Source organism: Streptomyces sp. NBC_01571 (genome assembly GCF_026339875.1).
Lineage (GTDB): Bacteria > Actinomycetota > Actinomycetes > Streptomycetales > Streptomycetaceae > Streptomyces.
Genome location: NZ_JAPEPZ010000001.1, coordinates 3,634,459 through 3,658,715 on the forward strand (window position 1 = coordinate 3,634,459; position 24,257 = coordinate 3,658,715).

At 70.0% G+C, this 24,257-nt stretch carries 20 protein-coding genes; 7 read left to right on the forward strand and 13 right to left on the reverse strand.

Features of this window, described 5'->3' with window-relative positions; translation table 11 throughout:
- Window positions 1–58: 58 nt before the first annotated feature.
- Window positions 59–2,461 carry a transglycosylase domain-containing protein gene (locus tag OHB41_RS16405; RefSeq protein ID WP_266698940.1) on the reverse strand — a complete coding sequence of 801 codons (2,403 nt, stop codon included), beginning with the start codon at window positions 2,459–2,461 and terminating at the stop codon, window positions 59–61.
- A gap of 354 nt (window positions 2,462–2,815) precedes the next feature.
- Here OHB41_RS16405 and OHB41_RS16410 point away from each other — a divergent pair, with 354 nt between their 5' ends.
- Entirely contained in the window at window positions 2,816–3,040 is a 225-nt protein-coding gene (locus tag OHB41_RS16410) for an FmdB family zinc ribbon protein (protein ID WP_266698941.1), read from the forward strand.
- A gap of 80 nt (window positions 3,041–3,120) precedes the next feature.
- On the opposite strand, the gene OHB41_RS16415 is transcribed toward OHB41_RS16410, so the two are convergent.
- Genes OHB41_RS16415 through OHB41_RS16425 form a run of 3 tightly spaced genes read right to left on the reverse strand, consistent with a single transcriptional unit; the run spans window position 3,121 to window position 7,752 of the window.
- On the reverse strand, window positions 3,121–3,948 hold the full coding sequence (locus OHB41_RS16415; protein WP_266698943.1) for an HAD family hydrolase: 828 nt from the start codon (window positions 3,946–3,948) through the stop codon (window positions 3,121–3,123).
- Entirely contained in the window at window positions 3,948–6,542 is a 2,595-nt protein-coding gene (locus OHB41_RS16420) for a phosphoribosyltransferase (protein ID WP_266698944.1), read from the reverse strand. Before OHB41_RS16420 ends, OHB41_RS16415 begins: the two co-directional genes overlap by 1 nt.
- Before the next feature lie 43 nt (window positions 6,543–6,585).
- Window positions 6,586–7,752, reverse strand: coding sequence for an HpcH/HpaI aldolase/citrate lyase family protein (locus tag OHB41_RS16425; RefSeq protein ID WP_266698946.1), 1,167 nt, complete (start codon window positions 7,750–7,752; stop codon window positions 6,586–6,588).
- Between the two features lie 189 nt (window positions 7,753–7,941).
- Between OHB41_RS16425 and OHB41_RS16430 the strand changes: the two genes are divergently transcribed.
- The gene (locus tag OHB41_RS16430) at window positions 7,942–8,817 is read left to right on the forward strand and encodes a TerD family protein (RefSeq protein WP_266698947.1); all 876 of its coding nucleotides are present in this window, start codon (window positions 7,942–7,944) and stop codon (window positions 8,815–8,817) included.
- Between the two features lie 89 nt (window positions 8,818–8,906).
- Here OHB41_RS16430 and OHB41_RS16435 read toward each other — a convergent pair whose 3' ends face one another.
- The 6 genes from OHB41_RS16435 to OHB41_RS16460 all read right to left on the reverse strand — a co-directional run bounded on the left by OHB41_RS16435 (window position 8,907) and on the right by OHB41_RS16460 (window position 13,720).
- Window positions 8,907–9,647: a TerD family protein gene (locus tag OHB41_RS16435; RefSeq protein ID WP_266705904.1), complete on the reverse strand. Its 741-nt coding sequence runs from the start codon at window positions 9,645–9,647 to the stop codon at window positions 8,907–8,909.
- Between the two features lie 197 nt (window positions 9,648–9,844).
- Window positions 9,845–10,993, reverse strand: coding sequence for a DUF475 domain-containing protein (locus OHB41_RS16440; protein ID WP_266698948.1), 1,149 nt, complete (start codon window positions 10,991–10,993; stop codon window positions 9,845–9,847).
- A gap of 135 nt (window positions 10,994–11,128) precedes the next feature.
- Window positions 11,129–11,704, reverse strand: coding sequence for a TerD family protein (locus OHB41_RS16445; RefSeq protein WP_148013792.1), 576 nt, complete (start codon window positions 11,702–11,704; stop codon window positions 11,129–11,131).
- A gap of 281 nt (window positions 11,705–11,985) precedes the next feature.
- Window positions 11,986–12,561 (reverse strand): TerD family protein, encoded by a 576-nt coding sequence (locus OHB41_RS16450; RefSeq protein WP_266698950.1) that lies wholly within the window; start codon window positions 12,559–12,561, stop codon window positions 11,986–11,988.
- Between the two features lie 113 nt (window positions 12,562–12,674).
- Window positions 12,675–13,133 carry a peroxiredoxin gene (locus OHB41_RS16455; protein ID WP_266705906.1) on the reverse strand — a complete coding sequence of 153 codons (459 nt, stop codon included), beginning with the start codon at window positions 13,131–13,133 and terminating at the stop codon, window positions 12,675–12,677.
- Window positions 13,134–13,291: 158 nt separating this feature from the next.
- On the reverse strand, window positions 13,292–13,720 hold the full coding sequence (locus OHB41_RS16460) for a DUF3052 domain-containing protein (RefSeq protein ID WP_153290793.1): 429 nt from the start codon (window positions 13,718–13,720) through the stop codon (window positions 13,292–13,294).
- A 480-nt stretch (window positions 13,721–14,200) separates the two neighbouring features.
- Between OHB41_RS16460 and aceE the strand changes: the two genes are divergently transcribed.
- Window positions 14,201–16,933 carry a pyruvate dehydrogenase (acetyl-transferring), homodimeric type gene (gene aceE, locus OHB41_RS16465; RefSeq protein WP_266698952.1) on the forward strand — a complete coding sequence of 911 codons (2,733 nt, stop codon included), beginning with the start codon at window positions 14,201–14,203 and terminating at the stop codon, window positions 16,931–16,933.
- A gap of 80 nt (window positions 16,934–17,013) precedes the next feature.
- Window positions 17,014–17,790, forward strand: coding sequence for a potassium channel family protein (locus OHB41_RS16470; protein WP_266698953.1), 777 nt, complete (start codon window positions 17,014–17,016; stop codon window positions 17,788–17,790).
- A gap of 190 nt (window positions 17,791–17,980) precedes the next feature.
- On the opposite strand, the gene OHB41_RS16475 is transcribed toward OHB41_RS16470, so the two are convergent.
- Window positions 17,981–19,471 carry an MFS transporter gene (locus tag OHB41_RS16475; protein ID WP_526025045.1) on the reverse strand — a complete coding sequence of 497 codons (1,491 nt, stop codon included), beginning with the start codon at window positions 19,469–19,471 and terminating at the stop codon, window positions 17,981–17,983.
- A gap of 243 nt (window positions 19,472–19,714) precedes the next feature.
- On the opposite strand from OHB41_RS16475, the gene OHB41_RS16480 reads away from it, so the two are divergent.
- The 3 genes from OHB41_RS16480 to OHB41_RS16490 all read left to right on the forward strand — a co-directional run bounded on the left by OHB41_RS16480 (window position 19,715) and on the right by OHB41_RS16490 (window position 22,645).
- Window positions 19,715–20,374 carry a TetR family transcriptional regulator gene (locus OHB41_RS16480; protein ID WP_266698957.1) on the forward strand — a complete coding sequence of 220 codons (660 nt, stop codon included), beginning with the start codon at window positions 19,715–19,717 and terminating at the stop codon, window positions 20,372–20,374.
- A 131-nt stretch (window positions 20,375–20,505) separates the two neighbouring features.
- Window positions 20,506–21,723, forward strand: a complete 1,218-nt coding sequence (locus OHB41_RS16485) for an alpha/beta hydrolase (RefSeq protein WP_266698958.1) — start codon at window positions 20,506–20,508, stop codon at window positions 21,721–21,723.
- Between the two features lie 58 nt (window positions 21,724–21,781).
- Entirely contained in the window at window positions 21,782–22,645 is an 864-nt protein-coding gene (locus tag OHB41_RS16490) for a DUF4429 domain-containing protein (protein ID WP_266698959.1), read from the forward strand.
- A gap of 24 nt (window positions 22,646–22,669) precedes the next feature.
- Here the strand turns inward: OHB41_RS16490 and OHB41_RS16495 are convergent, their stop codons facing one another.
- Both OHB41_RS16495 and OHB41_RS16500 read right to left on the reverse strand, forming a co-directional pair.
- Window positions 22,670–23,686, reverse strand: coding sequence for an aldo/keto reductase (locus tag OHB41_RS16495; protein WP_266698960.1), 1,017 nt, complete (start codon window positions 23,684–23,686; stop codon window positions 22,670–22,672).
- Window positions 23,686–24,165: a MerR family transcriptional regulator gene (locus OHB41_RS16500; RefSeq protein WP_266698962.1), complete on the reverse strand. Its 480-nt coding sequence runs from the start codon at window positions 24,163–24,165 to the stop codon at window positions 23,686–23,688. Before OHB41_RS16500 ends, OHB41_RS16495 begins: the two co-directional genes overlap by 1 nt.
- Between the last annotated feature and the right edge of the window lie 92 nt (window positions 24,166–24,257).

Genomic DNA, 24,257 nt, shown 5'->3' on the forward strand with positions numbered 1-24,257 from the left:
GGGGCACATTCTGGGAAGGGGGCGGACGGAGCGAGGGACGGCTTCTCGGCCGTCGTGGTCAGCCGAGCGGGCTCATGGCGCCGGCCCAGATGCCGTACGGGACATCGTCGTCGGGGGTGCCTGCGATCCCCTTGAGCGGCAGCGGTTCGAGACTCTTGGTCAGGTCCAGGCGGTAGAGGACGATCGCCGTCGACACGGACCGGTTCGTGCCCACGTACCAGGCGGCCTTGTCGTCCTGTGTGGTGCCGGCCTTGCCGGCCGTCTGCGGCGCGGACTGGGCCGCGGCGGGGTGCGCGCCGCGGAAGGCGTCCGTGAGCGCCTCGGTGACCTGGCCGGCCACCTCGGGGCGTACCGCGCGGCGGGGCCGGGGCGTGGCCAGGGCGACCGAGGAGCCGTTGCGGGTGACGCGTCGCACGGAGTACGGCTCGGTGTGCGACCCGTCCGCGGCGAAGGTGGCGTAGGAGTTCGCCATCCGGATCGCGCTCGGTGTGGAGCTGCCCAGCGACAGCGCGGGCACCTGCGGTCCCAGGCTGGAGGAGAGCAGTCCGCTCGCCTCGGCGGTCTGCCGCACCCTGTCCAGTCCGGTGTCCATGCCGAGTTGCATGAACGGCACGTTCACGGACTCGGCCAGCGCCTTGCGCAGGCTGATCCGCCCCCAGGACTTGTTGCCGTCGTTGTGGGCGGCGACCTTCTTGCCGCTGCGGTCCCAGTAGGGGCCCTCGGGTGTGGAGACGGGGACGCCGTCGTCGGCGTCGTAGAGGGACTCGGGCGAGACCGGTGTCGCCGTGCTGTCGCGGGTCTTGTGCACACCGTGCTGGAGCCCGGCGGCGTAGACGAACGGCAGGAAGGCCGAGCCGGCCGGGACGGTCGTCGCGTTGGACTCGTTGTAGCCCTGCGTCCGGTGGTCCGGGCCGCCGTAGACGGCGAGTATCCGGCCGTCGGTGGCCACCGAGGCGGCCCCGTAGTGCGCGGTCTTCGCCGTGTCGGCGTCGTCCTTGCGCGCCTTGTCGCGGGCCTTGGTGACGGCGTCGGTGAGCGCGGTCTCCCGCTTGCGGTCGAAGGTCGTGTAGATCTGGTAGCCGCCCAGGTCGAACTCCTTGTCGGAGATGTGGCCGGCCTTCTTGGCGTACTGGGTGGCCAGCTCCACCAGGTAGTCGCTCTGCTTGCCGGTGTCGTAGACCCGGCCCTGCTTGAGCGGCTCGGGGAACTTCGTGTAGTTGGCGCGCTCGGCGGGCGACAGCTGGCCGATCTTGACCATGCGGTCGAGGATCCAGGACCAGCGTTCCACGGCCCGGTCGTGGTTCTTCTGGCTCAGCGTGGGGTCGTAGAGGCCCGCGCCCTTGAGGAGCGAGGCGAGGAAGGCTCCCTCGCTCGCGTTGAGCCGGCTCACGTCCTTGCCGTAGTAGGCCTGGGAGGCGCGCTGGAGGCCGTAGGTGCCGCGGCCGAACCAGCTGGTGTTGAGGTAGCCCTCCAGGATCTTGTCCTTGCTCATCCTGTTGTCGAGCTTCAGGGAGATCATGGCCTCGGTGAACTTGCGGGTCACCGTCTGGTTCTGGGTCAGATAGACGTTCTTGACGTACTGCTGGGTGATCGTCGAGCCGCCCTGGGTGTCCCCCTGGCCCACCGTGCGCACCAGGGCGCGGCTGATGCCCTTGAGGGAGATGCCCGGGTCGGAGTAGAAGCTCTCGTTCTCCGCCGCCAGCACCGCCCAGCGCACCTGCTCGGGGATGTCCTTCAGCGGCATCGCCTGCCGCTGCACCCACCCGGTGCGGGCCATGGGCGTTCCGTCCGACCAGAAGTAGACGTTGTCCTGCTGGGTGGCATAGGTGTTCAGGTTCTTGGGGATGTCCGTGGCGGCGTACGCGATGGCCAGCAGGGAGGTGCTCAGGCCGATGGCCAGGCCCCATGCCGCCAGCCACTGCCGCCACGAGGGCACCCAGCGCCGCCAGCCGGTACGGCCCGGCCGGGGGTACTGCGGTTTCAGACGGCGGGCGAGAGGTGCGAGCCGCCCGGCGAGGACGGAGGACTGCACGGGCCGACGACGCGAGCCACGATGGCGTGAACTCGCCCCTCTGTCGGCTTGTTCTGTGTCCTCCTCCGCGGCCGCGGGCTCCTCGTCGGGAGTGCCGTCGGGAACCTCGGCGCGCGGCGGTATACGGAGCTGGGTGGTCTCCTCCGCGGGACCGTCCGCGCGCGGCGGTATACGAAACTGGGTGGTCTCCTCCGCGGGACCGTCCGCGCGCGGCGGTATACGAAACTGGGTCGTCTCCTCCGCGGGACCGTCCGCGCGCGGCGGTATACGAAACTGGGTCGTCTCCTCCGCGGGGAGGCCGGTGCGCGGCGGTATACGTAGTTGGGTGGTCTCCTCGGCAGCGGTCTCGTTCCCCGTACGCCGGCCCGCGGCGTCCTTCGGCGCGGCCTCGCGGCGGCCCGTGCGGCCGTCGTCCTCCGGTTCAGCCATGGCGGGCTCCGGCGCGTGGACGGCCCAGAGGATGCGGGACATCCATGCGATGCCATGCCTCGGTCACGACTGCGTCTCCCTCCGCACTTCGGAATTGCGCGCGCGGGCAGATGCAGCGGCCGCACATGCGGCTGCGAGCCCCCCTCCCCGACCTTGCGGCTCGTCGCGGCCCTCTTAAATTATCAGCGACTAATACGATCTCTTCGCTCAGGAACGAGACAGAGATGTTCCGGAGCTCAAGTCGGCCTGCCGCCCGCGACCGTGAACTGTCTGTTTCCGGTCCCCGCCGATCCCACCCGAAAGCCGGGTCACGGAACACTGCGATCGTCGCCACCGGCCCGCTAACCTGGGCACATGCCTCGCTACGAGTACCGCTGCCGGACCTGCGGCGACACCTTCGAACTGAGCCGGCCCATGGCGGATTCCGCGGCCCCCGCGGCCTGCCCCGCCGGGCACGACGACACAGTGAAACTTCTCTCCACCGTCGCGGTCGCGACGGGCGGCGCGGCGCCGGCGCCGCGCACGAGCGGTGGTGGAGGCGGGGGCGGCGGTTGCTGCGGCGGCGGCTGCTGCGGCTGAGCCGCCCTTTCTCAGGAACTCTTCACGTTCGTCCGGCGGGTCCCGGGAGCGCCGCCCCCGGGAGACCCGCCGACGTCTTCTCAGACCGGGCCCGGTCGCCCGCAGGCGGCCATGAACTCCCGCAGGATCCGTTCGCCCGCCGCGACGCCCCGCTCCGGGAGCGCCGTGACCGCGGGCCCGGTCCAGTCGGCCTCGGCCAGCTCGCCGTGGCCCGGACGCCAGCCCCGGTCGGCGGCCAGCAGCAGGTCGGCGTCGAGGAGGGAGTCGCCGGCGGCGAGGGTCAGGGTCGTGCCGGTGCGCCGGGCGATCTCCCGCATCGCCGCGCTCTTGGTGAGCGGCTTCGGAACGGCGTAGACCTTGCGGCCCTGGAGCGAGACCGTCCAGCCGCGGTTCTCGGCCCAGACGGCGAGATCCTTCACCCACTCCTCGGGCAGCAGCTCGCGCTCGACGACGAGATAGACGAACAGGTCCTCGGCGACCCGGTGCTTGCGGACCCAGGCCGGGTCGGCGGTGGCCTCCAGGTGCGCGCGCACCTCGGCCAGCGGAGCGCACTCGGCGGCGATCCGCGCGGTCACCCGCGCGTGCCACTGCGGATCGGACACGCCGTCGACGAGCAGGTGTCCACCGTTGGCGCAGATCGCGTACTTCGGGGCGGGGCCCGGCAGGTTGATGCGCTGGTACTGCTTGCGGGTGCGGGTCGTGGTGGGCACGAAGTCCGCCGTGTCGCCGAGTTCCGAGAGCAGCGCGGCGGCCGTCTCTGTCATGTACGACAGCGGCCTGCTCTCGTGCACCTCGACGCAGAGCAGCCGGGGCGCCCGTGCGTCCGGCATGGTCAGCCCGAGGGCGGCGGCGGAGTAGATGAGCGTACGGTCCAGGTCGCTGGCGACGAGTGTGTTGGCCGCGGACATCAGAGCGCCACCGCCCTGCCGTCGGCACCGGTCGCGCCGCGCGTGTACTTGGGGTGGATCAACCCCACGCAGGTGTAGGGGAGCTCGGCGACCTCCTCGACGGGCACCCCGCGCTGCTCGGCGAGCAGCCGTACGTGGTCGAGGTCGGCGCCGGCTCCCGCGCGGGCGAGGATCTTCCAGGGGACCCGGCGCAGCAGCACCCGGGTGGTCTCGCCGACGCCCGGCTTGACGAGGTTCACGTCGTGGATCTCGTACTCCTCGCTGATCCGCTCGACGGCCGCCCAGCCCTCCCAGGTGGGGGTGCGGTCGGCGGCGAGGAGTTCCTTCCCCTGGGCGCAGGCCGCCTCGGCGACGTCGGGGAAGTGGGCCGCGACGGCGTCCAGGAATTCGACGGAGACGTCGGAGCCGGCGAGTTCGCGGTAGAACTTCGCGCCGTGGAAGTCGTGTTCGCCGACCAGGTCGGAGCGCAGGACGGTCCGCGATATCAGCCCGGACACCGTCGAGTTGAGGCAGGCGGACGGGATGAGGAAGTCCTCACGGGTGCCGTACGTCCGTACGCAGGAGCCCGGGTCGGCGAGGACGGCGATCTCCGGGTCGAAGCCGGTGACGCCCTCGGCGGTCTCGAACTCCTCGATGGCCTGGGCGAGTTCGCGGGTGATCGCACCCTTGCCCGTCCACCCGTCGACGAACACGACGTCGGCGGGGTCGTGGTGGGCGGCGAGCCAGCGCAGCGCGTTGGGGTCGATGCCACGGCCGCGGACGATGGAGACGGCGTAGTGCGGCAGGTCGATGCCGTGCCGGTACTGGGCCCAGCGGCGCATGAGGACGCCGACGGGGGTTCCCGCGCGGGCCAGCGACACCAGCACCGGCCGCGGGGTGGAGGTGTCCGGGCCGAGCGGGGAGCGGGAGCGCTCGGCGAGCACCAGTTCGGTGACGGCACCGACGGCCTGGGCGATGCGGGCGGCCGAGATGTCGAGGGCCGCGCGGAACAGTTCCTGGTACTGGTCGCTCGGCTGGTACTCGACCGGCAGCGACTCCGCGTAGTGGGCGCCGCCGCTCTGGATCGCCTCCTCGCGCTCCTCCGTGGGTGCCTCCAGCGTCACGTCCGAGAGGTCCCGCAGCAGCCAGCCGACCTCGTCCGGCGCGTACGAGGAGAAGGCGGGGCCGCGGAGGGGCTCGGGCAGCATGGAGGGCCTTTCGGTGGACGGCCGTGCGGGGACGTACGAGGGGACCACGGCGAGCAGGACGCTCGGGGTGTGGTCCGCGAGCCGAGCCAGCAGTCCGCCGGGGGCGTGCAGCTCGCAGGTGTCGGCGGCGGAGTCCACGACGGCCACGACGGCGTCGAAGCCGGCGCCCGCGACGTTGTAGGCGTAGCGCTCACCGGGGCCGTCGTCCGGGTGGTCGTGGGCCGGGAAGACGAGCCGGGTGCGGATCGCGTAGCCGGGGTCGTCGAGGGCGAGGACCGGGGACCTGGTGGTCGTGGAGTAGCGCACCTCGGCGGCCACGACCTGCTCGAGTTCCCTGGCCAGCCGCAGCGGCGCGTACATCAGCTCCTCGAAGCCGAGCACCAGCACGCGGCGGGCGCCGACCGGCAGCGCCTCGGCGATCCGGGCGGCCATGGCGGGCAGGGCGCCGTCCAGCCGGACGCGGTGTCCGGGCGTGAAGCCGTGCCGGCCGCCGTCGGGGACGCCGCGCGGCCAGCCGAGCTCGACCCGGGTGGCGGCCGGGTGCGTACGGTGGCGCGGGGCGCGTCCGGGGGCGGACACGTCGGCTGAGGCCGGTACGGATCCAGACCGGGACACCTGGCCCGGAGCGGGCGCGCGCCCCGGCGGGGACGCCGCGCCCGGAGCCGGTGCGCGTCCCGGCGCGGACCCGGCGGCGTCGGCGGACTCGTACTGCGCCACCAGGGCCTGGCCCTTCTCCAGTACGCCCTCCGGAAGCCTCACCGTGCCGCTCGCGGCGACGACCAGGTCCACTCGCGCGCCGATCTCCCGGGCGAAGTCCTCCAGCCGCCCCAGGTCGGCGGCCGACCGCATGTCGACCAGCGCCACTATCACGTACCGCTCGCGCGGATGGCGGGCGTGCAGGTCCCGGATGGTGTTGAGGACGGTGTTGCCGGTCGAGAACTCGTCGTCGACCAGGACCAGCGGGCCGTCCCCCGCCAGCAGACGGGGGTCCCGCGGCAGCAGCAGATGGGACGTGGCGTGCGAGTGCGACTCCTCGAAACCCCCCGCCGGGGTGATGCCCGGGACGGGGCGGCGGGTCGAGTGGAGGTAGGGCGCGAGGGCCACCCCGTCGGCGACGCAGTGGCCGAGCCCGGTGGCCGTCTCCGCGTACCCGAGGACGACGGCCGCACGGGCGTCCTCGGTGCCGAGCAGCTCCCGCACCCGGCGGCCGAGCGCGAACCCGTACCCGTACACCACGGACGGCGACTGCGGGACGTGCTTGCCCAGCACGTTCGAGACCAGCAGATGCGCCCGCCGGGGGTTGCGCCGCAGCGCGAGTCCCAGCAGGTCGCCCAGCTTCTCGTCACCGACGAGTTCGACGCCGAGCCGCTCCGCGACCCAGGTCCCCGTCCACACCACGTTGTCCATCAATTCCTTAGTCTGCGAGGTCGTACGTGTCGGCGCGGCCCGGTCAGGCCGGGAGCCCGGCGGCGAGCAGCTCCACGAAGCCGATGTCCTCGTTGGCGACGCCGAACACCTCGGCGCGCTCCAGAGTGCGCTCGGCCCAGGCGCGGTGCGGCTTCACCTCGTTCATCTTGTTCGTGTACGCCGACCGCAGCACGCCCCCGCCGCCGCGCTCGGGCCGCAGGATGTCCTGCGCGTCGCTCCACTCCTCGTGGCTGACGACGGACAGGGCGTGCACGGCCGGGACGTGCGAGGGGTGGATGCAGGTCTTGCCGAGCAGTCCGTTGGCGCGGTCGAGGGCGATCTCGCGCAGCAGTCCGTCCATGTCGTGCTCGATCAGGGCCTCGCGCAGCTCCTCGACCTCGCCCTCCAGGAAGGGGCTGCGGCGCAGCTGCGGCTTGAACATGCGTTCCTGGACCCGGAAGTACTCCCAGACCGGTCCGGTCACCGTGAAGCCGGTGCCGTCCGCGCGGCCCAGCGTGTTCACCACGTCGGCGATCACGGAGGCGACGATCTGCACGTCGTAGGCGGTCATGTCCGGCGCTCTGCGCAGGCCGTACGCCGAGCAGAAGTCGGTGACGCCCAGGCGCAGCGCGAGGACGCGCTCGCGGTACTTGTCGACGACCCGGGAGATGCCCGCCAGGGTCTCCCGGCGGCTCTCCAGGTACAGCAGGCAGGGCGATTCGAGGACCGGCATGGCGAACAGCCGGCGCCCGCTCGCGGCCTCGGCCGCGGTGAGGGCCTCCAGGAACGGGACACCCCGCTCCTCGGTGAACTTCGGCAGTACGAATCCGGACAGCAGTCGCACGGACGCGCCGAGCCGCTGTACGAGGTCCGGGATCTGCTCCGGCTCGCGCACCCGAACGAAGAGCAGCGGGAGCTCGGCCGTGGGCCGTGCGGCGAGGTCGGCGAACTGCCGGACCAGGTTCTGCTCCGCCCCCACGACCTCGGAGTCGTCGATCGAGTCCTCCAGGCACAGCACCATGGAGACCACGCCGCGGGCGGCCTGCTTGAGGATGTCGTCGGCGAGGTGGGGTCGGGTCGCGGGGCTGTAGAGGGTGGCTCCCAGGGCCGCCGCCAGCAGGCGGGGCGAGGAGTCGGCGGTGAAGGCGCAGGGCTCGCGATAGAAGAGGCGCTGCCGCTCTTCAGGGGCGATGTGCCCGAAATGACGCATGAGACTCCCCTATGGCGGCTAGTCGGATCTACGTGATGTGGCCGGTAATAGTACGTACAAATGCATGTCAGGGGTTCCCACCGGGCGTGAAGTTCAGGTAACTCGGCCATGTCGGTTGTCCTCACGCTCCGACGGGGAATCCTCACCCCCGCGTTGTCGTGACCAGGACCGAGAGGGCAGGATGACCGCATGACGCACGCGATGCTGAAGGGGTCGAACATCCCGCTGGACGCCACAGCGGTTCGTGCCGTGCTGCGCTGGACGCCCGGGCAGGGTGTCCCGGACGTCGACGCCTCGGCGCTGCTCCTCGGTCCCGACGGTCGTGTGCGATCCGACGAGGACTTCGTCTTCTACAACCAGCCACGTCATCCTTCGGGCAAGGTCTGGCGGCTCGGCAAGAAGCGCGTCGCCGAGGGCCTCTCCGACACGATCCAGACAGATCTGGCCGGTGTCGAGTCCGGTGTCGGACAGATTCTGCTGGTCGCATCGGCGGACGGGGTGTCCTTCGACCGCGTACGCTCCCTGCGCATTCTGCTGTACGACGCCTCCGGTGCCGAGGGTGAACCACTGGCGTACTTCGACGTCAAGCCGGAGACCGGTACGGAGACGGCGCTGATCTGCGGCGAGCTGTACCGGCGCGGGGCCGGCTGGAAGTTCCGGGCGCTCGGTGAGGGTTACCCGAACGGGCTGGAGGGACTGGCCTCCGATTTCGGGATCACGGTGGACGAGTCGGAGCCGGAGGCCGCCGCAGCGACCGGGACCGTACCGGAGGCGGCGGACTGGGCCGTCCCGGTGACGTCGCCGGAGACCTCGGTGCCGCTGCCTGCCGAACAGCCCGCCCCGGTGCCCCAGCAGCCCGCTTACGGCTATCCGCAGCCGCAGACGGCACCCGGCCGGCCCGCCTACGGCTATCCCCAGCCGGCGGGCCGGCCCGCCTACGGCTATCCCCAGCCGCAGACGGCGCCCGCCGTTCCGCCGGCGTACGGCTTCCCGCAGGCGGTCGGCACGCTGCCCGACCCGGATTTCCGGCTGCCGCCGCAGGGTCCCCAGTTCGTCGGTCGCTGAGCCGCACCGCGGGGAGCGCCGTCCGGGGCGGCGCTCCGCGGCCCGGGCGGCCATCCGTCCGGCGGGGGGCGCGCCGGGTCGAGGCGTTCTCAGCGGCCGACCTTGGACTTGTACCCCCGCCCCCACTGCAGTCCCCAGCCGTACAGCCGGTCGAGTTCGGCCTGGAAGCCGTAGACGAACTTCACCTCGCGGCGCACGGTGATCTCGCCCTTGTTGTTCTCGATCATCACGACCGCGCAGGACCGGGCCTGTGGATGGCGTTCGTCGAGGCCGATCTCGATCCTCGGGCCGTTGCTCGGGTAGAGCGTGATGACGGCGTGCGTACGGTCGAAGGCGGGCGTCTGGTCGTAGATGTAGACGAAGACCAGCAGCCGTTTGATGTCGTCGCGGTGGTCGAGGTTGACGTACGCCGTCTCGCCGGAGCCGGAACCGAAGCGGTCGTCGCCGCTGAGCTTCACGAACGGCGGGCCGTTGATCTCACCGAGGAGGCCGCCCAGCGGCTGCACCACGCCCTTGGTGCCGTCCGTGAGCTCGTACAGGACACCGAGGTCGAGGTCGACGTTCACCATGCTCTGGGTGTGCGCCTGGACCACGTCCGGTTTGAAGATCTTGAGGGGGTGCCGCAGCAGACTGCCGGACTGCTGGCCGCCGCCGATGTCGGAGGTGCGCATCCGCCAGGAGAGGTTGATGCGCAGGTTGCCGGTGGCCGCGCCCTGCTTGGTGAGCGAGACCGTGTGGTTGCGTTTGGTCAGTTCTATGGAGTTGGTGGCCGCGCTGCCGGAGTCGAAGTCCGTCGTGCGTCCGCGCCACAGCTCGTCCCAGAAGCCCATTGCCGATCCCGCCCCCATGCTGCCTCGATATGCGGCGGGGCGGCCGTGAGGACTGGTCCTCCACAGCCGCCCCGTTCAGAGCGTTCCCTCACCCGGCCCCGGTTCACACCCGCGCGGCGCCGCCCCCGGGGCAAGTGGGCCGAAGGGGCGCGTCGGTGTCGAGCGGGTGGACCGGGACTCCGGAAGACGGGAGTCCGTCAGACCCCGGACGAGACCTCAGCCTTCTCGTCCGAGGTCGTGCCTTTTCCCTCGGCGGCCGCGAGCGCCTTGTTGCGGCGTACCGACGACAAGAAGGACCAGCCGATCAGGACGACACCGACGAGACCGGTGATGACCTCGTTGATCTGGTACTGGATGGTGACGAGCAGGATCACGGCGAGGGCGCCGATCGCGTAGTGGGCGCCGTGCTCCAGGTAGACGTAGTCGTCGAGGGTGCCCTGGCGGACCAGGTAGACCGTGAGCGATCGGACGTACATGGCGCCGATGCCGAGGCCGAGCGCCATCAGCACGATGTCGTTGGTGATGGCGAAGGCGCCGATGACGCCGTCGAAGGAGAACGACGCGTCCAGGACTTCCAGGTAGAGGAACATGAAGAAGGCGGCCTGGCCGGCCAGGACGACGGCGGGCTTCTTCTTGCCCGTCCGCTCGGCCTCCTCCTCTTCCTCGTGGGTGCGCTCCTCCTCCTCTTCGAGCCGGTCCTCGAAGTAGCCGGAGAGTCCGCCGACGACCATGTACGTGATCAGGCCGGCGATGCCGGAGATCAGTACCGTCTGCGCCTTGTCCGCGTGGCCGCCGCCGTGCTGGTGGGCGTGGACCGCGAAGGTGAAGGAGGTGATCAGCAGGACGACCAGGGCGATGCAGACCGACAGCATGTCGACCTTGCCGAGCTTGGCCAGCGGGCGCTCGATCCAGCGCAGCCACTGGATGTCACGGTCCTCGAAGATGAAGTCGAGGAAGATCATCAGCAGGAACATGCCACCGAAGGCGGCGATCGACGGGTGGGCGTCGGTCACCAGCTGCTGGTACTTGTCCTTGTCGTTCAACGCGAGATCGACGGCGTCGATCGGGCCGATCTTGGCGCTGATGGCGACGATGACGACGGGGAAGACCAGACGCATACCGAAGACGGCGATCAGCACACCGACCGTGAGGAAGATCTTCTGCCAGAAGGCACTCATCTTCTTCAGGATTCCGGCGTTGACCACCGCGTTGTCGAAGGACAGCGAGATCTCCAGGACGGCCAGGATCGCCACGATGCCAAAGGCGGTCCACCCCCCGTAGAAGGCCGCTGCGACCAGACCGATCGCGGTAATCGCGAACGACCAGCCGAAGGTTTTCAGAAGCACTGGCTACCCAATCATCGTGTGGTGGGGGCACCCCCAAGCGCCGGCTTGGGGGAGGGCCTCCCCCGCGCCGTACTCGGCTTTACCTACTGTTGACCACGAAGTCTAGAGGCCCGCCCTCGGCTGGTGCAGGTGGGCCTAGGAAACATTGACTCCGAAGTCGAGGGCGATACCGCGCAGTCCCGACGCGTACCCCTGGCCGACCGCGCGGAACTTCCACTCGCTGTTGTAGCGATAGACCTCGCCGAAGATCATCGCGGTCTCCGTGGAGGCGTCCTCGGAGAGGTCGTAGCGGGCGAGCTCCTGGCCGTCGGCCTGGTTGACCACACGGATGAAGGCGTTGCTGACCTGGCCGAAGGTCTGGCCGCGGTTGTCGGCCTCGTGGATGGAGACCGGAAAGACGATCTTGTCGACGTTGGCCGGCACCTTGGAGAGGTCGATCAGGATCGACTCGTCGTCGCCCTCGCCCTCACCCGTGAGGTTGTCGCCGGTGTGCTCCACCGAGCCGTCCGGGCTCTTGAGCTGGTTGTAGAAGACGAACCACTCGTCGCCGAGCACCCGGCCGGAATTGCACAGCAGCGCGCTGGCGTCCAGGTCGAAGGGGGCTCCGGTGGTGGAACGCGCGTCCCAGCCGAGACCGATCATCACGTGTGTGAGGTTCGGTGCGGCCTTGGAGAGGGAGACATTGCCTCCCTTGGCGAGCGTGACGCCCATGATCTGATTCCTCCCCGGTGAAGCGTTCACTCAGTCCTGCGGGCGGTGTCCCCGCCGTTCCCGGCCGGCCCGTCCGCTTGGTCCGGGTCCGGGAGGTGTCTTCCCCCGGCACGGCACGGCATGCGCGCGGCGCCCCGGCGCTCGGATGTCGCACACCGGGCGCGCGGATATCGGGCAGGCCCGGCGCCGCACCCGCGGAGGTGCGACGCCGGGCCGAGGAGCCGGAGGCCGTGGGCCCGGGACAGGGCCGTACGGCCGGGGGCTCGACGCCGGAGCACGGCTCAGACGTTGACGCCGAAGTCCTGCGCGATGCCGCGCAGGCCCGAGGCGTAACCCTGGCCGATGGCGCGGAACTTCCACTCCGCGCCGTTGCGGTACAGCTCACCGAAGACCATGGCGGTCTCCGTGGAGGCGTCCTCGGAGAGGTCGTAGCGTGCGATCTCCGCCTCGCCGGCCTGGTTCACCACGCGGATGAACGCGTTGCGGACCTGGCCGAAGGACTGCTGGCGGTTCTCGGCGTCGTAGATCGAGACCGGGAACACGATCTTCTGGACGTCGGCCGGGACGGCGGCGAGATTCACCTTGATCTGCTCGTCGTCGCCCTCGCCCTCACCGGTGACGTTGTCGCCGGTGTGCTCGACCGAGCCGTCCGGGCTCTTCAGGTTGTTGAAGAACACGAAGTTCTGGTCGGAGCTGACCTTGCCGTCCGCGTTCGTGAGGATGGCGCTGGCGTCGAGGTCGAAGTCGACGCCGGTCGTCGTACGGGCGTCCCATCCCAGACCGACGATGACCGCGGTCAGTCCCGGGGCCTCCTTGGTCAGCGATACGTTGCCGCCCTTGCTGAGGCTGACTCCCACGAGTCCTCCCATTGGTGTCCGGGGGCGGGGAGCCCCGTCGTGCGTTGGTATCGGATCAACGTGTCGATCCTAGTGACGGGTTCCCGCACCCTGCAGGCCCTGCGACCGAAGAATCACAGGGTGTCGAGCGCCTTCACGTACTCGTTCAGGTCACGCGCGTCCGGCAGACCGTTGACCACGGTCCAGCGGACGACGCCCGCCTTGTCGATGATGAAGGTGCCGCGCACGGCACACCCCTTGTCGTCGTCGAAGACGCCGTACGCGCGTGAAGTGTTGCCGTGCGGCCAGAAGTCGGAGAGCAGCGAGTAGTCCAGGCCCTCCTGCTCGGCGAAGACGCGCAGGGTGTGGATGGAGTCGTTGGAGACGGCCAGCAGCTGGACGTCGTCGTTGACGAACTTCGGCAGTTCGTCGCGCAGGGCGCACAACTCGCCGGTGCACACACCGGTGAACGCGAACGGGTAGAAGAGCAGCACCACGTTCTTCTCGCCGCGGAATTCGGACAGCTTCACGGTGGCGCCGTGGTTGTCCTTGAGCTCGAAGTCCGGTGCCTCGGTGCCGACCTCGATCGCCATACTCACACGCTTCCCTTCCAGGGGGCTGTTCGGGTGACGACCACCCTACGCAGGGGCGTCCGGGCGTCCCGGCACGGCCCATGGCGGAGGCCCCCGCCGGCGGATCGCCGGCGGGGGCCTCGCACACACGGATGCTCTGCGGCAGACGGAGCGACAGCTCAGCGCTTCGACTTGGGCGTGGCCAGACGCGTGCCCGACCACTCCTTCCCCACGGAAATGCTCTTCGTCTGGGAGAGGCCTGCGGTCTGGGCGGCGTCATTGATGTCGCTGGGCTCGACGTAGCCGTCCCGGCCGGTCTTCGGGGTCAGCAGCCAGATCATGCCGCCGTCCTCAAGGAGACCGATGGCGTCCACCAGGGCATCCGTAAGGTCGCCGTCCTCGTCGCGGAACCACAGCAGTACGACGTCTGCGACGTCGTCGTAGTCCTCATCGACCAGGTCCTGGCCGATCAACGATTCGATACCTTCACGGAGGTCGTGGTCAACGTCGTCGTCGAAGCCGATCTCCTGGACCACCTGTCCGGGCTCGAACCCCAGCCTGCCGGCCGGGTTGGTCCGCTCCTCCGCGTGGTCCGCGGTCGCGCTCACGGCTTGCCTCCTGATCATGTTTCGGTAGATGTCTCAGCCACGCGCGTGCGCGAAGCATTGGCCGTAGTCCACACGGGCGGGGCGGATCGCGCAAGTACCCGGCCGTCGAGACCGCCGAAACGGTGACGATCCCGGCAGTGTCGGCGCAACTCCAGTCGGTGAATCACGGCCATAGGTGACGCACACCACACCTTTCTGCCCCATTTGTGAAGTTCGGAACCCTTGGAGCGTACGAGACCCGAACGACTTTGCGGAACGCGTCACGGAGTGAGCGTATCGTTGCGTTTTGGTCTGGCACGTCCCGGCGATCTGCGGCAATGTCTCGGTTACCTATCGGTAGAGATGACGATTCCGTTCCCGAGGTACACGATTGGGGAGCGGTGCCGAGACACCGTTGATCCGCCCCAGACAGCGCCCAGAAACCCCTTACTCAGCCCCCCGGGCAGCCTTCAGACAGCCCTCTGACAGCGAAGGAACAGCGTGGCTTCCGGATCCGATCGCAATCCGATCATCATTGGCGGCCTTCCCAGTCAGGTCCCGGACTTCGACCCCGAAGAGACACAGGAGTGGCTCGACTCGCTCGACGCCGCCGTCGACGAGCGCGGCCGCGAACGCGCCCGCTACCTGATGCTGCGGCTCATCGAGAGGGCCCGCGAGAAGCGCGTGGCCGTGCCCGAGATGCGCAGCACGGACTACGTCAACACGATCGCCACCAAGGACGAGCCGTTCTTCCCCGGCAACGAGGAGATCGAGCGCAAGGTCCTCAACGCGACCCGCTGGAACGCGGCCGTGATGGTGTCCAGGGCGCAGCGCCCGGGCATCGGCGTCGGTGGCCACATCGCCACCTTCGCCTCCTCCGCCTCGCTCTACGACGTCGGCTTCAACCACTTCTTCCGCGGCAAGGACGAGGGCGACGGCGGTGACCAGATCTTCTTCCAGGGTCACGCGTCCCCCGGTATCTACGCCCGGGCGTTCCTGCTCGACCGGCTGAGCGAGCAGCGGCTCGACGCGTTCCGCCAGGAGAAGTCGAAGGCGCCGTACGGGCTGTCCTCGTACCCGCACCCGCGGCTGATGCCGGACTTCTGGGAGTTCCCGACCGTCTCGATGGGCCTCGGCCCGCTCGGCGCGATCTTCCAGGCGCGGATGAACCGCTACATGGAGGCGCGCGGCATCGCGGACACCTCCGCGTCGCACGTCTGGGCGTTCCTCGGGGACGGCGAGATGGACGAGCCGGAATCGCTCGGACAGTTGTCCATCGCGGCTCGGGAGGGCCTCGACAACCTGACCTTCGTGGTCAACTGCAACCTCCAGCGTCTCGACGGCCCGGTGCGCGGCAACGGCAAGATCATCCAGGAGCTGGAGTCGCAGTTCCGGGGCGCCGGATGGAACGTCATCAAGCTGGTGTGGGATCGCAGTTGGGACCCGCTGCTGGCGCAGGACCGGGACGGCATCCTCGTCAACAAGCTGAACACCACGCCCGACGGCCAGTTCCAGACGTACGCCACCGAGACCGGTTCGTACATCCGCGACCACTTCTTCGGCGACGACCACCGGCTGCGCGCCATGGTCGAGGGCATGACCGACGCCCAGATCCTGCACCTGGGCCGTGGCGGTCACGACCACAAGAAGATCTACGCGGCGTTCTCGGCGGCCAAGGCGCACGCGGGCCAGCCGACGGTGATCCTGGCGCAGACGGTCAAGGGCTGGACGCTCGGGCCGAACTTCGAGGGCCGCAACGCCACGCACCAGATGAAGAAGCTGACGGTCGCCGACCTCAAGGGCTTCCGCGACCGGCTGCACCTGCCGATCTCGGACAAGGAGCTGGAGGACGGCGCGCCGCCGTACTACCACCCGGGCCGCAACTCCGAAGAGATCCAGTACATGCACGACCGGCGCAAGGGACTCGGCGGCTACGTCCCGACGCGTGTCGTGCGCGCGAAGCCGCTGCAGCTGCCCGACGACAAGACGTACGCGAGTGTGAAGAAGGGTTCGGGCCAGCAGTCGATCGCCACGACCATGGCGTTCGTACGGCTCCTCAAGGACCTCATGCGGGACAAGGAGATCGGCAAGCGGTTCGTACTGATCGCGCCCGACGAGTACCGCACCTTCGGCATGGACTCCTTCTTCCCGAGCGCGAAGATCTACAACCCGCTCGGTCAGCAGTACGAGTCCGTGGACCGCGATCTGCTGCTCGCGTACAAGGAGTCGCCGACCGGTCAGATGCTGCACGACGGCATCTCGGAGGCGGGCTGCACCGCCTCGCTGATCGCGGCGGGTTCGGCGTACGCCACGCACGGCGAGCCGCTGATCCCCGTCTACGTCTTCTACTCGATGTTCGGTTTCCAGCGCACCGGTGACCAGTTCTGGCAGATGGCGGATCAGCTGGCGCGCGGTTTCGTGCTCGGCGCGACCGCCGGCCGTACGACTCTGACCGGTGAGGGACTGCAACACGCGGACGGCCACTCCCAGCTGCTCGCCTCGACGAACCCGGGCTGTGTCGCGTACGACCCGGCGTACGGCTTCGAGATCGCGCACATCGTGAAGGACGGTCTGCGCCGGATGTACGGTCCGGACTCGGAGGACGTCTTCTACTACCTCACCGTCTACAACGAGCCGATCCAGCACCCGGCGGAGCCGGCGAACGTCGACGTGGAGGGCATCCTCAAGGGCGTCCACCGCTTCAGCGAGGGCACTTCGGGCTCGGTCCCGGCGCAGATCCTGGCGTCCGGCGTCGCGGTTCCGTGGGCGCTGGAGGCGCAGCGGATCCTCGCCGCCGACTGGAACGTCAGGGCGGACGTCTGGTCGGCGACCTCGTGGAACGAGCTGCGGCGCGAGGCCGTCGAGGTGGAACGGCACAATCTGCTGCATCCCGAGGAGGAGCAGCGCGTGCCGTATGTGACGCGGAAACTGAGCGGTTCCGAGGGACCGTTCGTGGCCGTGTCCGACTGGATGCGATCGGTTCCCGACCAGATCGCGCGCTGGGTGCCGGGGACGTACCAGTCCCTGGGCGCGGACGGCTTCGGCTTCGCGGACACCCGCGGGGCGGCGCGGCGCTTCTTCCACATCGACGCGCAGTCGATCGTGGTCGCGGTGCTGACCGAGCTGGCCCGTGAGGGCAAGGTCGACCGGTCGGTGCTGAAGCAGGCGATCGACCGCTACCAGTTGCTCGAAGTGGCGGCGGCCGACCCCGGGGTCGCGGGCGGCGACGCGTAGGCCCGCGTACACCGGTCGTGTGAGGGGCGGCGGAGCCCGGAGCTCCGCCGCCCCTCCGGCTTTCTTTCTACGATGCGGGTATGAAAGAGCTATCGGCACAGCTCCGTTGGGAGCAGCGCACGCAACGGCCCCTGCTGGCGCTCGCGGTGGCGTTCGCGGTGGCCTACGCCGTGCCGATCGTGGACAGTGACGCCGGTCCCGCCGTGGCGGTGGCGTGCACGGTGGTGGAGTGGACGGTGTGGGGGTCGTTCGCCGCCGACTATCTCGTGAGGCTCCTGCTCGTCCGGCGTCGCAAGGAGTTCGTCCGTACGCACTGGCTGGACCTGTGCGCGGTGATCCTGCCGATCCTTCAGCCGCTGCGGCTGCTGCGGCTGGTCGCCACTCTGACTCTGGTCGGGCGGCGGGCCCGGATGGCCTCGCAGATCCAGCTGACGACGTATGTCGGGGGCGCGGTGATCGGGCTGCTCATGTTCGGTTCGCTAGCGGTGCTGTCGGTGGAGCGGGAGTCTCCGAACGGGAACATCAAGACGCTGGGTGACGCGGTGTGGTGGTCGTTCACGACGATGACGACGGTGGGGTACGGGGACCACGCGCCGACCACCGGGATGGGCCGTATCCTCGCCGTCGGTCTGATGCTCTCCGGTATCGCCCTGCTCGGTGTCGTCACCGCCAACATCGCGGCGTGGTTCATCTCGCGCTTCGAGAAGGACGACGTGGAGGAGCGCCGGCAGACGGCGGCGATCGAGGCGCTGACGGAGGAGGTGCGGGCGCTTCGCGCGGAGGTCGCGGCACTGTCGGGCGTCCGGGTGGCTGTCCGGCACCCAGCGCCGGGGGTGGCGGAGGAGCCTGCGCGCTGACCCGCGCGGGGGCGCCCTCCCGCCCTGGGAACTGCAGGCGCGCTGCCCCCCTCCGACAGCGCGCCGCAGATCCGTTCGCCTCCATGTTCGTGCGGAGGACGTGACCCACTGTGACCTGCGGCGCGCGTCGAACGGGCGGGATCTTGTGCGGTGTCACCCGGACGGGTGACACCGCACAAGAAGACGCCGGTCAGATGTGACCGGCCCCCGCGCCCGCGGCGTCCGCGTTCTCGCCCCGTTTGGTGAGCAGCGCGACGAAGACCGCCACCAGGGCCACCACGGCGGCGACCAGGCAGGCCAGGCTCATGCCGGAGACGAACGTGTCGTGGGCGACGGTCGTGATCCTCTCCGCGAGCTGGGCCGGGGTGCCCTTGGCCACCGGCGCGGCGCCGACCTGGACGGCCTGCGAGGCCTGGTCGAGCTGGGCCTGGGTGAGCGGCGGAAGCTTGGCGTCGGCCCAGTTGCCCGCGAGGTCGCCGTCGACCTTGGAGGCCATGACGGCGCCCAGGACCGCCGTACCGAGGCTGCCGCCGATCTGCATCGCGGCCTGCTGGAGACCGCCGGCGACACCGGAGAGCTCCATCGGCGCGTTGCCCACGATGACCTCGGTGGCGCCGACCATGACCGGGGCGAGCCCCAGGCCGAGACCGGCGAACCAGAGCGACATGACGGCGCCGCTGGTGCCCGTGTCCAGCGTGGACATGCCGTACATGGAGATCGCGGTGAGGGCCATGCCGCCCGCGAGCGGGATGCGCGGGCCCGTCTTGGTGATCAGGGCACCGGCCAGCGGGGAGCCCACGATCATCATTCCGGTGAGCGGGAGCAGGTGCAGCCCGGCGTCGACCGGGCTCATGCCGTGCACGTTCTGCAGGTAGAAGGTGACGAAGAACAGGCCGCCCAGGAATGCGATGGCCATCAGCACCATGAGGACCACGCCCGCCGACAGCGGTACGGAGCGGAACAGCCCCAGCGGGATGAGCGGCTCCTCGACCCGCGTCTCCCAGAGGGCGAAGAGCGCGAAACCGAGCACCGAGGCGGCCAGGAAGGCCCAGGTCAGGCCGGAGCCCCAGCCCCACGCCGGGGCCTTGATGAGCGCCCAGACCAGGCAGAACATGGCGCCGGAGAGCAGAGCGATGCCGGGGATGTCGAAGGAGCGCGGGGCGTTCTGCGCGCGGTGGTCGGTCAGGATCAGCAGGCCGAGGACCAGCGCGGCGACACCGACCGGGACGTTGATGAAGAAGACCGACTGCCAGCTCACGTGCTGGACCAGCAGGCCGCCGAGGATCGGGCCGCCCGCGGTGGAGGCGCCGATGACCATGCCCCAGATACCGATCGCCATGTTCAGCTTCTCGGCCGGGAAGGTGGCCCGCAGCAGGCCGAGCGCGGCCGGCATGAGCAGCGCGCCGAACAGACCCTGGAAGACGCGGAAGGTCACCACCAGGGCGATGCTGCCGGACAGGCCGATGGCCCCGGAGGCCGTGGCGAAGCCGACCACACCGATCAGGAAGGTCTGGCGGTGTCCGAAGCGGTCGCCGAGCTTGCCCGCGGTGATCAGGGTGACCGCGAGTGCGAGGAAGTATCCGTTGGTGATCCACTGGACGTCGGCGAAGCTCGCGCCGAGGTCCTTCTGGATGGCCGGGTTGGCGATGGCGACGATGGTGCCGTCCAGGGCGACCATCATGACGCCGACGGCCACGGTGAACAGGGTGAACCACGGATGGCCGCGCAGCCCGGAGGGCCCTGGCCGATCCGACGGGGCGACCGGCGTCCTGTCTCCGGACCCCGTCGTGCCGATGGTGGTCTGACTAGTCATGCGTCGAGGCTAATGACAGCCGCTGACAATCGACAAACCAATTCACAAGTCGGTAACTGTCACGTCACCCGCGAGTACGCTGAGCTGGGCAGGAGAACAGAAGAGGACCCCATGGACACGACCTCCTTCACACCGATGGCGCCGCGTCCGGGCCTGCGTGAGCGGAAGAAGAAGCGCACCCGGGACGCGCTGCTGCGGGCTGCCCTCGAGCTGTTCGTCACGCAGGGGTACGAGCGCACGACCGTGGACGAGATCGCGGAGGCCGTCGACGTCTCGCAGCGCACCTTCTTCCGTTACTTCGCGGGCAAGGAGGACGTCGCCTTGTTCACCCAGAGCATCGCGGAGTCACGCTTCCTCGCCGCCGTCCGTGAACGTCCGCCCCACGAAGCCCCGTTGGAGACACTGCGCGGTGCCGTGCTGGAGGGCTGGGACACCATCAGTGAGGCGGTCGAGGCGGTCGTCCCGATCGAACTGCACATGCGCGCCCGCCAGTTGATCGAGGCGACGCCCGCACTGCTCGCCGCCCATCTGCGCCGTTCCGCCGAGCTGGAGGACGAGATCGCCCGGGTGATCGCCGAGCGCGAGGGGGTCGACGTGGACACGGATCCGAGACCGCGGGTCGCGGTGGCCGTGTTCTGCGGGGTGATGCGGGTGACCCACCGGATGTGGGGCGCGGGCGAGGACGGCAGCGTCGAGGCGATCCGCACGCTGACCGTCACACACCTCGACCACCTCGGGCCCGCATTGGCGGAGAAGTGGCGCACGGAATGAGCAACTCCGCGCACACAACGTCACTATTTATCTGAAACTGAACCCGCTTTGCCCCAATTACCCCGCCAGAAACGTGATCCCGACCACTCGTTTAACGGGAGGCACCCCTCTTCTCCTAGGGTGTCCTCTCAGTGACTTCCTTCGACACATCTCCCCAACTGAACGTCTGGCGCGCGTTGCTCGCGCTGGCCGTGGTTTTCGTGATGCTGGCCACCAGTGGCTGGACCGCGCTCCACAGCCATCGGGGGGCAACCCCCCTCCAGGCGTCCCGCTCCGCGTGGGAGCACGGCCGGGTAGCCGGACAGGCTCTCCCGGACCCCGACTCCGCGCCGAGCCGCCTGTCCCGCTTCTTCGCCTCGCTCGACACCCACCAGCGCGGCCGTCTGGCGCACCGCTACCCGCTCGCGGTCGGCAACATGAACGGCGCGCCCGTGCGGCTGCGCTACACGGCCAACCGCATCGCCATCGGGCAGCAGCGCAGGATCGAACTGGGGCGCATGCACGACAACCGGCTCTCGTCCGTCGGGCAGCAGGAGGCCGGCCGCCGCATGCACCGCTACGAGGCGATGCTGCACAAGGGCCGTACGTTCCTCGCCTTCGATCCCATGGGCTCGGGCCGGGTCGCCGAGGTCCTCGGCGACCTCGACAGGGCCCAGCGGATCTCCGTCGTGGTCCCCGGCGTCGACACCGACCTGCTCACCTTCCAGCGCACCACCAAGAAGTACTCGGCGCCGGTCGGCATGGCGACCTCCCTGTACGAGGCGGAGCGCGCGACGAGCCCCCTGACGCGTACGGCCGTGATCGCCTGGGCCGACTACACCGCGCCCAGCGGACTCGGCATGGACGCGGCCACCGGCGTCCGCGCGCAGGAAGGCGCGGTCCGGCTGAACGCGCTGCTGCGCGCGCTGCCCGGCAGGGCCCCCGTCGCCCTGTACTGCCACAGCTACGGCTCGGTGCTCTGCGGTGTCGCCGCCCACACACTGCCCTCCCGGGTCTCCGACATCGCGGTCGCGGGCAGCCCCGGCATGCGCGCCGACAAGGCCTCGGCGCTGCACACCTCGGCCCGCGTCTGGGCGATGCGGGACTCCGACGACTGGATCCAGGACGTCCCGTACCTCGAGTTCGGCGGGCTGGGACACGGTGCCGACCCGATGTCGAAGGCGTTCGGCGCGCGGGTGCTGTCCGCCCGGGGCGCGAAGGGCCACGGCGGCTATTTCGAGCCCGGCACGGAGAGCCTGCGCAACTTCGCGGACATCGGCACTGGCGCATACGACACGGTGCGGTGCGCGCACGACGACGACACCTGCCGGCAGGATCTGGCCGGCACCTCGGCGGCAGGACGCGCGTAGAGGACCGAAGAAGTGCGGCCCGCCCGAGGAGGGGACTCCGGCGGGCGCGCCGCTTACGATGGCCCGCATGGGTGACGTACTGGCCGGATTTCATGCCGCCTGGGAGTTCGAGTCCGACTCCGTGCTCATCCGCTTCGAGCGGGGGATCCGTACACCGAAGCTGTTCCAGGTGCTCGGCGAACGCCGTGTCCCCCTGGAGGCGATCGAGGCGGTGACGCTGACGCCGGGCAGGCGCGGCACGGTCGTGCTGCACGCCCTCCCCAGGGCGGGCGCCGATCCGCTGATGGACGCGGCCTCCGGTCAGCTGAAGGAGGGGTGCGACCCCTACCGGCTGGTGCTGCCCAGCGACCGGGAGACCCTCGCCGAGTACTACGCGGACGAGCTGCGCGCCCGGCTGACCGGGAACGCCGGGCCCCCCGAGCGCTATCTCGTCGCGGCGCCCGAGGCGCCGCTGCGGTTCAAGGCGTACGACGGGAAGGCCGCCTTCGACGGCGCCGCGGTGTCCTTCCGCTGGTTCTGGACCGGCGCGTCCTCCGCCAAGTGGAAGGCCGGCGACCAGAGTTTCCCGGTCGCCGGGCTGAGCGGCGTCGAGTGGCGCTCCCCCGAGGTCTTCGAGGGTCATCTGCGGCTGCTGCGCCGCGAACCCGCCACCGCGCAGCCCGCCCAGGCCGACCAGGATCCGGCCGCCGTCGTCTTCGGACTCGGTTACGGGCCCGTCCACGAGTCGCTCCCGTTCGCGGCCTCGGTGCTCGCCGCCGTACGGGCCTCGGGCCCCGCACCGGTGACCGCGGCCCCCGCTCCCCGCCGCGACCCGGCCGACATCGCCGACCGCATCCGCCACCTCGGCGAGCTGCACGAGGCGGGACTGGTCACGGACGAGGAGTTCACGAGGAAGAAGGCGGAGCTGCTGGCGGAGCTGTGAGGCGCGCCGGCGACCGCCGCGCCGCTACTCCCGCCCCGCCGACGTGAACGACATGTCCGCGTACCGCTCCCCCGCCACCTTCGAGGCGATCGGTTCGAGCAGCGCCATCTCCTCGTCGCCGAGAACGATCCGCGTGGCCGCCGTGTTCTCCTCGACCCGGCTGCGCCTGCGCGTCCCCGGGATCGGCACCGCCGGCACCCCGTACGACGCGGCCTGCCGCTGCACCCAGGCCAGCGCGACCTGGCCGAGTGAGGCGCCGTGCGCCTCCGCGATGGCGCGCACCGGATCCAGCAGGGCGGCGTTGACGGCCGCGTTGTCGCCGGTGAAGCGGGGCTGCTGCCGGCGGAAGTCCGTGTCGGTCAGCTCCTTGTCGGCGTTCGCGAACGATCCGGTCAGGAAGCCGCGCCCGAGCGGCGAGTACGGGACGAGCGCCACGCCCAGCTCCGCGGCGGCCGGGACCACGCCCGCCTCGATGTCACGGCTGAACAGCGACCACTCCGACTGCACGGCCGCGATCGGATGCACGGCCTGCGCGGCGCGCAGCTCCCCGCCGGTGACCTCGCTGAGCCCGAGGTGCTTGACCTTGCCCTCGCGCACCAGCTCGGACATGACCCCGACGGTCTCCTCGATGGGGATGTTCGCATCACGGCGGTGCATGTAGTAGAGGTCGATCACGTCGACGTCCAGCCGCCTCAGGCTCGCCTCTACGGCCTGGCGGATGTACGGGGCGTCGTTGCGGATCACCCGCGTCGTCGGGTTGTCCGGCGGGATCGACAGGCCGAACTTCGTCGCGACGACGAGCTCGTCGCGGTGTGCCTTGAAGAACGGCGACAGGAACGTCTCGTTGTCGCCCTGGCCGTAGGCGTCCGCGGTGTCGAAGAGCGTGACGCCGAGTTCCAGCGCCCGCTCCAGGGTGGCCCGCGCCTCGTCGGCGTCGGTGGGCCCGTACGCGAAGCTCATCCCCATGCAGCCCAGGCCCTGCGCACCGACCTCGGGGCCGTCGGTGCCGAGCCGTACCTTCGCGATCTTGCTGTCCGTCATCAGGACCTCTCCGACGCCAGGGCCCGCCCGGCGTCCGCATAGAAACTGATCTTGTGGTCGAGGACCGCCAGGGTGTCCTGGAGCTCGGCGATCCGCGCCTGCACGTCCCGGCGGGTGGCTTCCAGGAGCTCGAAGCGCTCGAGGTAGGTGTCGTCGCCCTCCCGCACCAGTTCCGCGTAGCGCACCATGTCGGCGACCGGCATGCCGGTGAGCCGGAGCTTGCCGACCAGGCTCAGCCAGTCCAGGTCGCGGTTGCTGTACCGGCGCTGCCCGGTGTGCGAGCGGTCGATGTGCGGCATGAGACCGATCCGCTCGTACCAGCGCAGGGTGTGCGCGGACAGGCCGGTGAAGGCGACGACCTCGCTGATCGTGTAGCTGTCCTGGCCGTCCGGGCGCCGGTGCCGCTCGGGAGGCGCCGCGCACACATCTGTCCTGGTGCCGGTCTCGGCGGCCCCGGCCGTGGTCTCCATCACCGTCATGACCTCCACGCTAAAACCTTGGAGTGCACTCCAAGCAAGCGGTATCCGGTAAAAGGCGACCGGCGCGAAAGAGAGGACGTCCGCGGGGTGCG